General features: G+C 35.4%; 16 protein-coding genes. 6 read left to right on the top strand and 10 right to left on the bottom strand.

The genetic code is table 11. The features are described from left to right. The first annotated feature begins 113 nt into the window (after nucleotides 1-113). Together VB248_RS15185 and VB248_RS15180 are read left to right on the top strand one after the other, a co-directional pair. Nucleotides 114-707: a precorrin-2 dehydrogenase/sirohydrochlorin ferrochelatase family protein gene (locus VB248_RS15185; protein WP_323297650.1), complete on the top strand. Its 594-nt coding sequence runs from the start codon at nucleotides 114-116 to the stop codon at nucleotides 705-707. A 123-nt stretch (nucleotides 708-830) separates the two neighbouring features. After that, nucleotides 831-2,330 (top strand): NAD(P)H-hydrate dehydratase, encoded by a 1,500-nt coding sequence (locus VB248_RS15180; RefSeq protein ID WP_323297649.1) that lies wholly within the window; start codon nucleotides 831-833, stop codon nucleotides 2,328-2,330. A gap of 52 nt (nucleotides 2,331-2,382) precedes the next feature. Here VB248_RS15180 and VB248_RS15175 read toward each other — a convergent pair whose 3' ends face one another. The 4 genes from VB248_RS15175 to VB248_RS15160 all read right to left on the bottom strand — a co-directional run bounded on the left by VB248_RS15175 (nucleotide 2,383) and on the right by VB248_RS15160 (nucleotide 4,053). Next, entirely contained in the window at nucleotides 2,383-2,664 is a 282-nt protein-coding gene (locus VB248_RS15175; protein WP_323297648.1) for a type II toxin-antitoxin system RelE family toxin, read from the bottom strand. Further along, nucleotides 2,655-2,948, bottom strand: a complete 294-nt coding sequence (locus VB248_RS15170; RefSeq protein WP_323297647.1) for a hypothetical protein — start codon at nucleotides 2,946-2,948, stop codon at nucleotides 2,655-2,657. The genes VB248_RS15175 and VB248_RS15170 overlap by 10 nt, the downstream gene beginning before the upstream one ends. 79 nt (nucleotides 2,949-3,027) lie before the next feature. Further along, on the bottom strand, nucleotides 3,028-3,489 hold the full coding sequence (locus VB248_RS15165; RefSeq protein ID WP_323297646.1) for a hypothetical protein: 462 nt from the start codon (nucleotides 3,487-3,489) through the stop codon (nucleotides 3,028-3,030). Between the two features lie 9 nt (nucleotides 3,490-3,498). Then, on the bottom strand, nucleotides 3,499-4,053 hold the full coding sequence (locus VB248_RS15160; protein ID WP_323297645.1) for a YqgE/AlgH family protein: 555 nt from the start codon (nucleotides 4,051-4,053) through the stop codon (nucleotides 3,499-3,501). Between the two features lie 167 nt (nucleotides 4,054-4,220). On the opposite strand from VB248_RS15160, the gene folK reads away from it, so the two are divergent. Continuing rightward, nucleotides 4,221-4,739, top strand: a complete 519-nt coding sequence (gene folK / locus VB248_RS15155) for a 2-amino-4-hydroxy-6-hydroxymethyldihydropteridine diphosphokinase (RefSeq protein WP_323297644.1) — start codon at nucleotides 4,221-4,223, stop codon at nucleotides 4,737-4,739. Here the strand turns inward: folK and VB248_RS15150 are convergent. From VB248_RS15150 to bshA, 4 genes are all read right to left on the bottom strand, one after another. Continuing rightward, nucleotides 4,715-6,091 carry a HAMP domain-containing sensor histidine kinase gene (locus tag VB248_RS15150; RefSeq protein WP_323297643.1) on the bottom strand — a complete coding sequence of 459 codons (1,377 nt, stop codon included), beginning with the start codon at nucleotides 6,089-6,091 and terminating at the stop codon, nucleotides 4,715-4,717. The two genes, folK and VB248_RS15150, sit on opposite strands and share 25 nt — an antisense overlap. A gap of 45 nt (nucleotides 6,092-6,136) precedes the next feature. Next, on the bottom strand, nucleotides 6,137-6,823 hold the full coding sequence (locus VB248_RS15145) for a response regulator transcription factor (RefSeq protein ID WP_323297642.1): 687 nt from the start codon (nucleotides 6,821-6,823) through the stop codon (nucleotides 6,137-6,139). A gap of 95 nt (nucleotides 6,824-6,918) precedes the next feature. Next, nucleotides 6,919-7,569 (bottom strand): sterol desaturase family protein, encoded by a 651-nt coding sequence (locus VB248_RS15140; RefSeq protein WP_323297641.1) that lies wholly within the window; start codon nucleotides 7,567-7,569, stop codon nucleotides 6,919-6,921. 303 nt (nucleotides 7,570-7,872) lie between these two features. Then, a complete protein-coding gene (bshA, locus tag VB248_RS15135) occupies nucleotides 7,873-9,039 on the bottom strand; it encodes an N-acetyl-alpha-D-glucosaminyl L-malate synthase BshA (RefSeq protein WP_323297640.1) in 1,167 nt (388 codons plus the stop codon). A gap of 221 nt (nucleotides 9,040-9,260) precedes the next feature. On the opposite strand from bshA, the gene VB248_RS15130 reads away from it, so the two are divergent. Next, nucleotides 9,261-10,151, top strand: a complete 891-nt coding sequence (locus tag VB248_RS15130) for a geranylgeranylglycerol-phosphate geranylgeranyltransferase (RefSeq protein WP_323297639.1) — start codon at nucleotides 9,261-9,263, stop codon at nucleotides 10,149-10,151. A 97-nt stretch (nucleotides 10,152-10,248) separates the two neighbouring features. Here the strand turns inward: VB248_RS15130 and thiL are convergent, their stop codons facing one another. Together thiL and VB248_RS15120 are read right to left on the bottom strand one after the other, a co-directional pair. Continuing rightward, the gene (gene thiL / locus VB248_RS15125) at nucleotides 10,249-11,277 is read right to left on the bottom strand and encodes a thiamine-phosphate kinase (protein ID WP_323297638.1); all 1,029 of its coding nucleotides are present in this window, start codon (nucleotides 11,275-11,277) and stop codon (nucleotides 10,249-10,251) included. 115 nt (nucleotides 11,278-11,392) lie between these two features. Then, nucleotides 11,393-11,863, bottom strand: coding sequence for a hypothetical protein (locus VB248_RS15120; protein ID WP_323297637.1), 471 nt, complete (start codon nucleotides 11,861-11,863; stop codon nucleotides 11,393-11,395). 90 nt (nucleotides 11,864-11,953) lie between these two features. Between VB248_RS15120 and VB248_RS15115 the strand changes: the two genes are divergently transcribed. Both VB248_RS15115 and VB248_RS15110 read left to right on the top strand, forming a co-directional pair. Next, complete coding sequence (locus VB248_RS15115) at nucleotides 11,954-12,184, top strand: cytochrome b5 domain-containing protein (RefSeq protein ID WP_323297636.1); 231 nt, start codon at nucleotides 11,954-11,956, stop codon at nucleotides 12,182-12,184. A 63-nt stretch (nucleotides 12,185-12,247) separates the two neighbouring features. Further along, nucleotides 12,248-13,093 (top strand): N-acetylglucosamine kinase, encoded by an 846-nt coding sequence (locus tag VB248_RS15110; RefSeq protein ID WP_323297635.1) that lies wholly within the window; start codon nucleotides 12,248-12,250, stop codon nucleotides 13,091-13,093. Nucleotides 13,094-13,273 lie beyond the last annotated feature (180 nt).

Below are 13,273 nucleotides of genomic sequence, written 5' to 3'. Positions count from 1 at the left end.
ACTTCATAATGATTTTTATATAAATGCTTGATTACTGAAACCTTGCTCGGATTCCGAGCAAGGTTTTTTGTTTGTATCTTCGTTTTTTAATTTCAATACTCATTCCTCAAGAAATGCAAAATACTGATATAAAAAACCGACTTTTCCCTGTTTTTCTAAAATTAGAAGAACTCAACGTTTTACTGGTAGGTGGCGGAAATGTTGGTTTAGAAAAACTTTCGGCAATGCTGAATAATAGTCCAGACGCAGTAATTACGGTTGTCGCTGATTTGATTCGTGATGAATTGAAAGCCTTTGCCAAAGATTATCCAAACGTATTGTTGGTTGAAAGAAAATTTCAGTATTCCGACTTAGAAAATAAAGATTTATTGATTTTGGCAACAGACAATCCAGACTTACACGCAAGTATCAAACGCATCGCCGCCGAACGACATTTGCTTTGTAACGTAGCCGATACGCCATCGCTTTGTGATTTTTATTTGGGTTCGATTGTGCAAAAAGGAGATTTAAAAATTGGTATTTCAACCAACGGGAAATCGCCAACGATGGCAAAAAGAATGCGTGAGTTTTTGGATGATATTATTCCAGCAGACGTACAACAATTATTGGAAAATCTCAGAGAAATCAGAAAATCAATCAAAGGCGACTTTCAAGAAAAAATTAAAATTATGAATGAAGTAACAGAAGGATTGATAAATAAGAAGTAGTAATGATTGGTGTTAGAATCTGATAAGTATTTGATTGTTAGATATTTAAAATGCTAATTGCCAGTCACTTTTTATTAATCACTACTTATATCAATCACTAACTCGCTAATTCACTAACTAAATATGAAAACCCTAAAAATCCTAAGTGCCAGCCAAACCAAAGCTTTAGACGCTTTTACGATAGAGCAAGAAGGCATCGCTTCTGTTGATTTAATGGAAAGAGCCTCCGTCGCTTTCGTCAATTGGTTTATGCAAGAGTACTTTGCCGTACAGCAATTAAGTATTCATGTTTTTTGTGGTTTGGGAAATAATGGCGGAGATGGTTTAGCGATTGCTCGTTTATTACGCCAAAAAGGGTTTAAAGTACATGTATTCGTGGTAGAATATGCCAAACAGAAAAGTGTTGATTGTGAAATTAATTTCGGTAAAATTCAGGAAATTACCAGTATTCAAACTGAAAGTGATTTAGCTTTTTTGAAGAATATTAAGCCGAATGAAATCATTATTGACGCATTGTTAGGAGCAGGCGTAAATCGTTCGGTAACAGGAATTTTGAAAACGATTATTGAACAAATCAATGTTTTAAAAGCGACAAAAATTTCGATAGACATTGCTTCAGGCTTGTACATGGATAGTGCTAATTTGCCCGAAGATGTGATTTTAAAACCTGATAAAACGATTACTTTTCAATTGCCAAAATTGGCGATGATGTTGCCACAAAACCAAGCTTTTGTAGGCGATTGGCAAGTAATAGACATTGGATTGAACCAACAATTTATTCAGGAAACGAAGGTTGAAAATTATTATTTAACAGAGATTTTGCCCGAAGTACGCCAAAATTTTTCTCATAAAGGTACGTATGGACATAGTTTGCTGATTGCGGGTTCGAGAGGAATGATGGGAGCGGCGATTCTTTCTGCCAAAGCTTGTTTGCGTTCGGGTGTAGGAAAACTCACTTGTCTTGTGCCTGATTTTGCTTATGATATTTTACAAATTTCAGTGCCAGAAGCCATGACTTTGACTTATCCTGAAAGTACTCATGAGGTTTTATCTGAAATCGAGATTGATAATTTTCAAAGCATAGCCATTGGCCCGGGCATTGGTACAAAACCCGAGGCATTTGAGCTTTTGAAAAGCACTTTGTTAATGGCAAAAAATAAAGCAGTGGTGATTGATGCCGATGCTTTGAATTTATTGGGCACAGAAAAAGGAAGAGCATTATTGACACTGTTACCTAAAAATACCATTCTAACTCCCCATCCAAAAGAATTCCAAAAACTTATCGGGCATACTTGGAAAGATGATTTTGAAAAGCTCAATCTTCTTCGGGCTTTTGCCGAAAAATATGAAGTAATTGTTGTGCTGAAAGGTTATCAATCAGCCATTGCGATGCCAGATGGTGATATTTTCTTTAATTCAACAGGAAATGCAGGAATGGCAACCGCAGGAAGTGGCGATGTACTTACAGGAATAATTGTGGCTTTATTAGCTCAGGGCTATTCAGCCAAAGAAGCTGCTCTTTTAGGCGTTTATCAGCATGGAAAAGCAGGAGATTTTGCCGCAGGAAACAGAGGAAAAATGGCATTGATAGCCAGTGATATTATTGAGAATTTGAGATGGTAAGTGAGAGTTCAGCGTTTTGAACTTAAAAATAAAGGTTAAAATATAGGTAATTTTATTTGGGTGGGAATTTTTTGTAAACATCACCACGACTAAGTACTGTTATAAATATCAAAGAAGGTTCAACATACTGAATTCCAATCCGCCATTGACCAACCCTAATTCGATAATAATTATCTCCTTTTTGTTGTCCTTCCATAGCAATATAATCAACTCCCGATGTCTCCAAGCTTTCCGAACGTTCTAAAGTATCAATAATGTCACGGATAGACTTTTGAACCTTTGATGGTAATTTTCCAGCTTCCTTAATAAACTTACGTTTTAAAATTATTTCCATCCAAGTAATTTTTTAGCTTCGCTGTAAGGAACATTCTCGTCATCTTTTCTCGACTTCATAATTTCCAACATTAAATAGTTTTCTACGTCTTCATTTTCAATGACCTTAATGATTTTTTCTATATCATCAAGAGAAAATGAACCTCTACCTTTTTTGACAGAAAAAGTAGTGGGAGAAATTCCTATTTTGTGGGCAATATAATCGTTTCTATAACCCGAAACTTCAATTAACTGCCCAATGTTAGCAACTAAACTTTTGTAATTATCAACTATTTCAATTGCCATAGCTTTAAATGTTTGTTTTATTTTCCATACAAATATAACAATAATAATTTGCTCAAAAAGGTGTTTTATGATACAATACTCAATAAAGCTCTGAATCTTCCGTAAGGCTTTCTCTAAAACTATCTTGATATTGTTCAAAGAGTTGTTCTAATTGCCAAGAACTGATGTCTAATTGTGCCAATGGTATTTCTTGAATTCTACCATTATTGGTAAAAACTAAAGTTTCGGAATAAGTATTCCCTTTTACATCCGAACGAATTCGGAGTCCATGAACAAAAGCCCAAGACACAAAAGGCTGTCCAATGAATTGAATCCCTTCTTTACTAAGGATAAGTTTGGGTTTTGCTTTACTGTTGTCTAAGTATTTGTAAACCAAAAAGATACTTAATATCAAAAATGTAAAAGCCGTAAAATAGGCTGTCTTTATCAGAAAAATGATAACATATAAAAACGTCCCCAGACCTCCTAATAATAACAAAAGTTGGTCTGTGGGACGACTATAAATAATTGAATGTGTTGGAATATCTTCGTGAGTATTCATCAAATTTTCTTAATTCAAACGTGGGTCGCTTGGGTAATTGGCCAATACTTTAAATGAACCCCCCATTTCTTTGAGCATCGTTCGCCAGAAATGTTCGGTGGGAGTATCAAAAATAAAATCAGCCGTTGTTTTAGATACAATCCACGAGTCTTTTTTTAGTTCGTTATCTAATTGGTATTCTTCCCAGCCAGAATAACCAATAAAACAGCGAATATCCTTAGGCGATAAAACGCCATTATTCAACAAAGTTTTTACTTGTTGGAAATTCCCTCCCCAAGTAACGCCTTCCATGATTTCTATTCCGCCATCAATTAAATCCGGACGGCGATGCACATAATGCAAAGTATTATGATGCACGGGCCCACCCACAAATAATGGAACATCTGGGTAGATGTTTTCTTCTAATACATCATCAAGATTGAGATTAGAAGTTTGGTTTAGAATAAGTCCAAAAGAGCCTTGATTAGTCTCATGTTCGCAAATTAGCACCACACTACGACCAAAATGAGGGTCTTTTAAAAAGGGTTCGGAGATAAGAATAGAGCCTTTTGTGACATTTTTCATGGTAGGTATTTGAAGGATTAATGATGAAATTAGCGAATCTTTGTAAATCTTTGTAACGTAAACTCAGGCAAATACTTAGGTTCAGATGTTTTATCGAACTGAAATGGTTCAGTTTGTAAGTTTGAAATAGCTTTAAACTACAAGAAAGATGTTCAACTAAAAATACAATGGAAATACTAAATCTCCAAACTACTTACCTACTTTTAGGCTCAAATTTAGGAAATAGCAAAGAAATTCTTGAAAATGCAATGCAAGCCATCGAAGAGCGTGTTGGGAAAATTATTTTGTGTTCAAAATACTACGAAACGGCTCCTTGGGGCGTAGAGAATCAGCCCAATTATTTGAATATTGCCCTTGCGGTTGATACGCTTTTGCCTGCTGTTGAGCTACTAAAACAAACCCAACAAATTGAAGATTTATTGGGAAGAGTACGAAAAGAAAAATGGGGAGCAAGACTAATTGATGTCGATATAATTTTTTATGGCGATGCCGTCATCAACTTGCCCGACTTGGTGATTCCGCATCCATTGATGCAAGAACGTAATTTTGTTTTAGTGCCTTTGCAGGAAATCGCTCCAGATTTTGAGCATCCAACCTTGAAAAAAACTATCCAAAATTTATACAATACTTGTGATGATATTGCAGAAGTGAAAGTGCTGAATTACTTGCCATTACCCACAGAATAGGGAAGACGCACCGTAAAGAAAGTATTGTTTTCGGTACAATGGGCGTTGATACTGCCTCCGTGTAGTTTTACGATACGATTTACCAAAGATAAACCTACGCCATAACCTTTGATATTGGCTGTATTTTGACTTCGGTAAAATGGCTCGAATACCAAAGCAATTTCGCTTTGAGCCATCGTTCCTTTGTTTTGAAATTGTACTTCTATGTAACTATCCAAAAAGCAAATACTTACTTTTACCAAGTGATTGTCTGAAAACTTACAGCCATTTTCCATCAAGTTAACAAAAGCTGTTTTTAATAAAGGTGCATTTCCTTGAATCACTAATTGAGAATCTTCTTCTAATTCACTCGTGAAATTTACTTGTACTTGATAATCTTTTTCAGCTTGTAGCAACAGGTCGCCAGCTTCCCAAATAATTTCATCGAGCCGTACTTCATCGTACATAAGGCTGTGATTTAGGTCACTTACTTTGGCTAATTCGAGCAAAGTATTCGACAATTGCCCTAATTCACGAATATCCTGTCTTACCGAATGAAGCGTAGCTAAATACTGTTCTTCACTTCTACTTTTCAGCAAAGTAACGTCAATCTGCGAACCTATTTTCATCAGTGGATTTTTCATTTCATGCGAAACATTTGAAATAAATAAATTCTGCAAACGGAATACTTCACTGATTCTTTCTAAAAGTTCGTTGAAAGTAGCGGTTAGTTGTCCGATTTCATCTTTTGGATTCTGAATCGTAAGTCTTTGATTGACGTTTTGTGGATAAATATTTTTTACTTGTTGAATAACAGCCGAAATAGGCGACAAAGCTCTTACCGAAAAATACCAACCCGCCACAGCCGCCACAGCCACTACAATGAAAAACAAGCTAAACATGGTATTTTGAAGATTTTTTAAATCTTTCTCGCCAGATAAATCCACCGCACCAGCAATTGTAACAACTCTGTTGAATCTATCTCGATACAAAATCCCTACAATTTTAAAATCACCTTGTGTAAACCTTGAAATACGCTCTTTTCGTACTTGATTGAGCATTTCGGAGGTAATTTTAAAACCACTGGTATCGTTGCTGGCATATACTTCTAAATTTTCGTAGTCATAAATAATTAGGCTTTCACGATACAGAACGTCGTTGTTGGTTTGGTTGATTTTCTTGAGGAGCTTGGAGTTTACTTCATTAATCGTCACCAAAAGTTCGGCAGAAGTAGAAGCTTTTTGTGTCAGACGTTTATAAAACTCTTCTTTTACATAATTATAGCGTAAACCATAAATAACGATAAAAATTGCCAATACAATTACCGACACCAAAAGTGTAAATTGTAAGGTAAGTTTTGCTCTGATTTGCATAATTTATCTCTAAAAAGAAGTTTTAAAATCGTTTATGAAGCTTGGCTACTCTTCAGCTTTCAACACATATCCTACACCGTACTGCGTATGAATAAGTTTGGTATCGTAGTTTTTATCAATTTTTTTACGAAGCATCGTCATAAAAACTTCAATGACATTTGTTCCCATTTCGAAGCGGCTGTCCCAAACTTTTTCGGCAATATCTGCTTTAGAAATCACCTTTTCTTGATTACGCAACAAGTACTCCAACAAAGCAAATTCCCTTGCTGTAAGGTCGATTTTATTGCCTGCTCTTGTTACAACGTGGGCATCCAGATTCATTTCTAAATTATTATAGGTTAGAATATTTCCTTGCTGACTGCTGCTATTGATGTGAGTACGTTTACTGAGTACTTTTATTCGGGCTAATAATTCCAGAAAGTCAAAGGGTTTTACCAAGTAATCGTCTGCTCCTGCATCAAAACCCATCAATTTTTCTTGAATACTTCCCATAGCGGTAAGCATCAATATTGGCGTAGTAACGCCTTCGTTACGCAGTTGCTTGCAGAGTTCAAGCCCGTTGATGCCGGGCATAATAATATCCGTGACAATAATTTGGTATTGATTTTTACGGGCAAGGTGCTTGCCGATAGTACCATCGTAAGCAATGTCCACTTCAAAGCCATTTTCTTCCAGTCCTTGTCTGAGCGACTGTAAGGTTTTGGGTTCATCTTCAATAAGTAATATTTTCATGGATGTTATAAATAAGATATTGGTTCAAAGATAAAATAAAAAACTCCGCAAGAAACAATCTTATCTTGCGGAGTTTGAGTGGAATTAAATATTTCTTATAAATTCTCTGATACTTTTGATTTATCCATTGTAGCCATCGTGCCAAATACATAATCCCAAAGTGGAGAAGATACTCCGAAAACCGCATTGCCATCCTTATAATGGTGTACGGCGTGGTTAATCCATAATTGTTTCATGAAGTTTTTTGGGGGTGCATACGCATGAACGCAGTAATGTACCAATAAATAAGCGGCATATCCCCAAATAAAACCCGGAAAGAAAGCATAAGCTGCTTCGCCCATTAATAAGAAAAACACAGCGAAAAGCGATGCAGCTACAATGACTGCAATAATCGGAGGCATCGCCAAGCGGGTTTTGTCTTTTGGATATTCATGGTGAACACCATGAGCAATGTACTGAAATTTGGCTCTTCCTTCGGTAGTAGGTTCGATGTGATACACACTTCTATGAACCCAGTACTCGATAAACGTAAATGAAATAGCTCCTGTGAGGAATAATGAACCAATGGCCCAGTTGGCTAAAGACGTATAAGTAAAAGCATAAACCCCTAAAACTGCCCCAGCTACAAAAAACAAAGAAACAGGAATTGCAATATGGGTGTGGGAAAGTTTTTCTAAAATTGGGTTTTCAAATAGTTGTTTAGAGCCACTGTTTTTAGGTCTAATTTTTTGTTGTTTCGCTTCCATAATACTAATTTGGATAAGTAAGGGGGGTTAGCGTAATAATTGTATTAATTTAATATAAATTGCTTAATACCCTTTGTTTTGTTGAATTATAACGACAAAGATACTGAACTTTTAATTACGTTGGTTCGCCTTTTATCACTAATTTCCCGACATTTTTTTTGTTGATGACTACTCTTTAATAGAAAAAAAGTTTTTAGCAATGACTAAAATCAATAAAAATGATTGTTAGAATAATTATATCTATCACTTGATAAAAGTCAAGTTTTTACCAAGTGATAAGTTTACCGAATGATTCACATTTATTTAATGAAACACTTCTTGAAGCATTTGGGTTGGAAATTTCCAGCTTTTTGCTGTTATTTTTTCGTAGTAACGTTCGTACAAAGGAAGGATATTGGCAATGTCGAACTCCTTTGCACGTTCATGAGCGTTATGTTTGAAACGTGCTAATACTTCGTCGTCTTCCAAAATAGAAATCGCATTTTTTGCCATATCGTCGGTATCGCCAATTTTTGAAACATAGCCCGTTACTCCGTGTAAATTTACTTCTGGCAAACCTCCTGCATCCGAAGAAATAATTGGTACTTCGCAAGCCATAGCTTCTAAAGCTGCCAAGCCAAAACTCTCTTTTTCAGAAGTCAACAAGAATAAATCTGCCAACGAAAGTACTTCTTCTATTACATCTAATTTCCCCAAAAATCTTACATCTTGCTGAACGCCCAATTCTCTACAAAGCATTTCAATAGAAGTACGTTCAGGCCCATCGCCCACTAATAAAAGTTTTGAAGGAATTTTTTGATTTACTTTATGAAATACATGAACTACATCTTCAATTCTTTTTACTTTTCTAAAATTGGAAGTGTGCATCAGTAGTTTTTCTCCATTCGGGCAAATTGCAATTTTAAAGTGGTCTTTTCTTAATTTTTTAAAACGTTCTAAATCTATAAAGTTGGGAATTACTTCAATGTGACTCAGAATTTCAAATTCTTCATAAGTATCGTTTTTCAAACTTTCTGATACAGCCGTCACTCCGTCCGACTCGTTGATAGAGAAAGTAACAACGGGTTCAAATGATGGGTCTTTACCAACCAAAGTAATATCTGTACCGTGTAGCGTAGTAATAAATGGAATATGAATACCTTTAGATTTTAAAATTTGCTTTGCCAAAAAAGCTGCCGAAGCGTGCGGAATGGCGTAGTGAACGTGCAGTAAATCAAGTCTTTCATTGAGAACAACATCAACGATTTTACTTGCTAAAGCAGATTCATAAGGTAAATATTGAAAAAGTGGATAGCTTGAAACACTTACTTCGTGATAATAGATGTTTTCATTAAAAAAATCTAACCTTGAGGGTTGTGAATAGGTAATAAAATGTACTTCATGTCCTGCCTTTGCAAGAGCTTTCCCTAATTCGGTGGCAACTACGCCACTGCCTCCGTAGGTTGGATAACAAACAATTCCAATTTTCATTAACTTAATGTTGAAGCGGTTCGCCGCACGTTGTGGATATGTATTAATTGAGCCTTACGAAATATCTCATCAGAAGTCTAACAAACAAAAACAAAAAAAAATCTCTATTGTGAAAGAAAAAAGTTTTTTAAGGGATGAAATTAGGATAAATTTGGTTGTTTAAGCATTGTTCAATCCTTATTCTCGGTTGTTTACTTCAATGAAATTTATCTTATAATAGAATGTTAAAAACTCCTCGGAAAGTAACATATCGGCAAGTGATTCTGGGATTTAGCCGACTGATACGTTGGCCAAATTTAGCCATCATTGTTTTTACACAATACTTTACCAGATTTTTTCTGATTAGCGACAAGCCTTTGTCTTTGGAACATTTCAAAGAAATACTTCTTGAGAAAAACTTAGGCTTAATTTCTTTAGCTACTGTTTTGATAGCCGCTTCGGGCTATATCATCAACGATTATTATGATATAAAAATCGACCTCGTTAATAAGCCCGACCGTGTAGTGATTGGTCGTTATATCAAAAGAAGATGGGCTTTATTAATCAATCAGATTTTTAATGGTTCGGGAATCGTACTTGGTTTACTGGTGAATAGGAGAGTAGCTTTGGTGAATTTGGCGGCTGTTTTTTGTTTGTGGTTGTATGCAAACAAACTCAAAAGATTGGCTTTTTGGGGTAATTTGATGGTGGCAATTCTTACTGGTTTTTCGCTGTTAGTTTTGGCAGTGTATTATCCCGGACATCAAAAAGAAGTATGGGTGTATGCTACTTTTTCATTTTTTATTACACTCATTCGTGAAATTATTAAAGACATGGAAGACGTAAAAGGCGATGAACGACACGGTTGTCGTACTCTTCCAATTATTTGGGGAATTGCCAGAACCAAAAACTTAGTCTTTGCTTTTATCGCTGTTTTTATTTCAATATTGTTTACCTTATCGGTTCAGCTAAACAATGTACGTCTTTCTTATATTTTCTTATTATTGATGATTCCCGTGGGCTTTCTTACTTATAAATTAGTTTATGCAGATAAGCCTTCTGACTTTGCTTTTTTGAGTAATGCCTGTAAAATTATTATGCTTTTAGGAGTACTTACGATGATGGCAACTTAAAAGAAGCGTTAATAAAAAAAACAAAAAAGGCTTCATTCAGAAAAATGAAGCCTTTTTTGTAAATTTTTGATAATTAAAAACTCTAATCACCATTTATCTAAAAATGTTCAAAACCGGGAGAAGTAACATTGATTAAACTACCTGATTTCATCATCAGTTTTACTCCATCTACGTCGTTGGTCATGTAGCCCAAGAAACTAATATCAGACATATTTTTGATGGTTTCAAAATCTTCTTGCTTTATCGTAAAGAGTAATTCGTAATCTTCTCCACCATTCAAAGCTGCCGTCATTGGGCTGAAAGTTAGTTCTGTGGCTACCAAATACGTTTGGTCGTCGATAGGAATTTTATCTTCAAAAATCACTGCTCCTGTTCCCGAATTCTTACAAAGATGCAAAAGCTCAGAAGCCAATCCGTCCGAAACATCAATCATCGAAGTAGGCACAACGCCCAAATCTCGTAATTCATAAATCACATCCATACGAGCATTCGGTTTCAATTGGCGTTCAATTACATAATCTTTGTCTTTATCCAATTGTGGCTGCATATCAGGATTCGCCAAAAATACTTGTTTTTCTCTTTCAAGGGTTTGCAAACCCATAAAAGCCGCTCCTAAGTCGCCCGAAACACAAATAATATCGTTTGCTTTGGCGGTGTTTCTTTGAACAATGTTTTCTTTTTGGGCAGTTCCCAAAGCCGTAATTGAAATCACTAAGCCAGAACGAGAGGCAGAAGTATCGCCACCGACTAAATCAACTTTATATTCATCGCAAGCGATTTTGATACCTTCATATAATTCTTCGATAGCCTCTACCGAAAAGCGATTACTGAGTCCGAGACTTACCGTAATTTGTTTTGGAATGGCATTCATCGCCGCAATGTCTGAAACATTTACGGCTACGGCTTTATAGCCTAAGTGTTTGAGTGGCGTATAAGCTAAATCGAAATGTATGCCTTCAAGCAAAAGGTCGGTTGAAACTACCAATTCTTTGCCAGCAGTATCAATAATGGCGGCATCATCCCCAATTCCTTTGAGAGATTCTGGATTTTTAAGTTCAAATTTTGAATTGATTAACTTAATCAAGCCAAATTCACCAATGGTACTTAATTCTGTTCTTGTTTCCATGCTACAAAGTTACGTTCAGAATTTGTGATTGAGATAAGTAAAGCTTTGATTTTTATTATAAACAAAAAAAGCCATTCTGTGAAGAATGGCTAAAAGGTACTTATTTATGTTTGGTTTAAGAATTCACTAACTGTAAATTAACAATTTTGCTACCAGCTTTCAAATCAACTTGCAGAGATTCTAAGGTAACTGCTGCTCCTGTACCGTCAATCGTAACAATGGTAAACTCAATTGTTCCTGTTGTACCAGTAGGATTACTTCCTGCTGAAGTTTTTAAGCCTGTCAAACTTAAAGTTTTATTATCGCTTGATACCGACCAAGTACCTGTAAAAGTTGTATTATCTTTAGCTGTTAGAGTAGCCGTACCAGTTGAAGATAAACTAAGTTTGTAATTAGCATAACCCGGAGCGGTATTGCTGGTTTTAGATTTATCATAAACTTCTACGCCTCCTTCTTTAGCAATGCTTACACTGAAGGTCTTTGTTAGTTTCTCTTTTACAGTAGGTTCAACGGTTGTTTTTGAGCAACTACTGAATACCAAGACGAAAGCAAATAGTATAGGTAAAGATAGAATTAGTTTTTTCATTATTCTGTTATGATTAGTAAATTTTTTGAACTCTAAAAATGATAAAATAAATTGGAATCCCCAAATTTGATACAATATATTAAAAATAATATGTCAAAAAAATATACAAAATCTCAATTAGCCCTTCGTAATGGTCAAGACCGAGACGAAATTTGGGTAGCTTTTCGAGGAATTATTTATGATGTTGGTGCTTCAAGGCTTTGGCGAAATGGCAAACACTATGAGCATTGGGCTGGACAAGACCTTACCGAAGAACTCAAAAATGCCCCTCATACCGACAAAGTATTTGAGAAATTTTCGATTGTGGGTGAATTAATTTAACTACTAACATTGACCCATTTTTTCCAAAAATGGTTGCATTATTTATTCCCAAAATTTTATCTCATGATTTTAATCGCAGAAAGTGGTTCAAGTAAAACGGACTGGCGTATCATTACTAAAAATGGTGTTTTACAGGCCAAAACCATTGGACTAAATCCATATTATCAAACAAGTAATTCAATTATTGAAGAACTTGAAAAAAATCTTTTACCTACGCTTCCTAAAGATGAAGGTGTTTCAGAGGTGTATTATTATGGCACAGGTGTAACAAATGAAGAAAAAGCTGATATTATTCGCTTGGCAATAAAAACCCTTTTCCCCCCTGTTGAAATTACTGAAATATATAGCGATATGCTTGCGGCGGCTCGTGCTTTGTGTGGACGTGAGGCGGGGATTGCTTGTATTTTAGGAACGGGTTCAAACTCTTGTTTTTACGATGGAAATGCCATTACCTTTCAAGTGCCACCTTTAGGTTTTTGGCTCGGAGACGAAGGAAGTGGGGCGTACTTGGGCAAGCAATTGGTGTTGAGCTATCTTCATAAAGAAATGCCACAGGATATTCGTGAGAAATTTGAGAAAAGATTTGGAGCAAAAGACCGTCTCGAAATTTTAGAGAATGGCTACCAAAAACCTTTTCCAAATCGTTACTTTGCTTCTTTTTCTAAATTTATTTTTGATAATCGCAATCATCCTTTCACTTTCGACTTGGCAAGAAACGCCTTTAGCTTATTCTTTGAAAAGTACTTATCGAAGTACCCAAACATACAAGAATATCCCGTACATTTTACGGGTTCGGTAGCATTTTATTACTCTGATATTCTCAGAAGGGTAGCAAATGAAAAAGGTTTTAGCATTGGTAGAATTATGGAAAGCCCCATTGCTGGACTCACTTTATTCCATAAATCATAAGTCTGCTTGGATTATTCGTTGATTTTATCCTCTAAAAATATATATAGCTTGATTGTCGTTTTACACAAGTAATTTATACAGATTCTAAAATACTTTTTGGTGTAATTTTTTTTAAGTAAATAGAGCTGATAAAGAGAAAATTTTTCAGTAATTTTTTAACAAAGAATTGTATTTTTAATA

The organism is Arcicella rigui, assembly GCF_034929435.1.
GTDB lineage: Bacteria > Bacteroidota > Bacteroidia > Cytophagales > Spirosomataceae > Arcicella > Arcicella rigui.
The sequence above is the reverse complement of the archived record's forward strand: the minus strand, read 5'-3'. Positions and strand labels throughout refer to the sequence as shown.

Coding starts and splice junctions, on each gene's coding strand:
- VB248_RS15185 (WP_323297650.1), top strand. CDS start 114: ATGCAAAATACTGATATAAAAAACCGACTTTTCCCTGTTTTTCTAAAA.
- VB248_RS15180 (WP_323297649.1), top strand. CDS start 831: ATGAAAACCCTAAAAATCCTAAGTGCCAGCCAAACCAAAGCTTTAGAC.
- VB248_RS15175 (WP_323297648.1), bottom strand. CDS start 2,664: ATGGAAATAATTTTAAAACGTAAGTTTATTAAGGAAGCTGGAAAATTA.
- VB248_RS15170 (WP_323297647.1), bottom strand. CDS start 2,948: ATGGCAATTGAAATAGTTGATAATTACAAAAGTTTAGTTGCTAACATT.
- VB248_RS15165 (WP_323297646.1), bottom strand. CDS start 3,489: ATGAATACTCACGAAGATATTCCAACACATTCAATTATTTATAGTCGT.
- VB248_RS15160 (WP_323297645.1), bottom strand. CDS start 4,053: ATGAAAAATGTCACAAAAGGCTCTATTCTTATCTCCGAACCCTTTTTA.
- folK (WP_323297644.1), top strand. CDS start 4,221: ATGGAAATACTAAATCTCCAAACTACTTACCTACTTTTAGGCTCAAAT.
- VB248_RS15150 (WP_323297643.1), bottom strand. CDS start 6,091: ATGCAAATCAGAGCAAAACTTACCTTACAATTTACACTTTTGGTGTCG.
- VB248_RS15145 (WP_323297642.1), bottom strand. CDS start 6,823: ATGAAAATATTACTTATTGAAGATGAACCCAAAACCTTACAGTCGCTC.
- VB248_RS15140 (WP_323297641.1), bottom strand. CDS start 7,569: ATGGAAGCGAAACAACAAAAAATTAGACCTAAAAACAGTGGCTCTAAA.
- bshA (WP_323297640.1), bottom strand. CDS start 9,039: ATGAAAATTGGAATTGTTTGTTATCCAACCTACGGAGGCAGTGGCGTA.
- VB248_RS15130 (WP_323297639.1), top strand. CDS start 9,261: ATGTTAAAAACTCCTCGGAAAGTAACATATCGGCAAGTGATTCTGGGA.
- thiL (WP_323297638.1), bottom strand. CDS start 11,277: ATGGAAACAAGAACAGAATTAAGTACCATTGGTGAATTTGGCTTGATT.
- VB248_RS15120 (WP_323297637.1), bottom strand. CDS start 11,863: ATGAAAAAACTAATTCTATCTTTACCTATACTATTTGCTTTCGTCTTG.
- VB248_RS15115 (WP_323297636.1), top strand. CDS start 11,954: ATGTCAAAAAAATATACAAAATCTCAATTAGCCCTTCGTAATGGTCAA.
- VB248_RS15110 (WP_323297635.1), top strand. CDS start 12,248: ATGATTTTAATCGCAGAAAGTGGTTCAAGTAAAACGGACTGGCGTATC.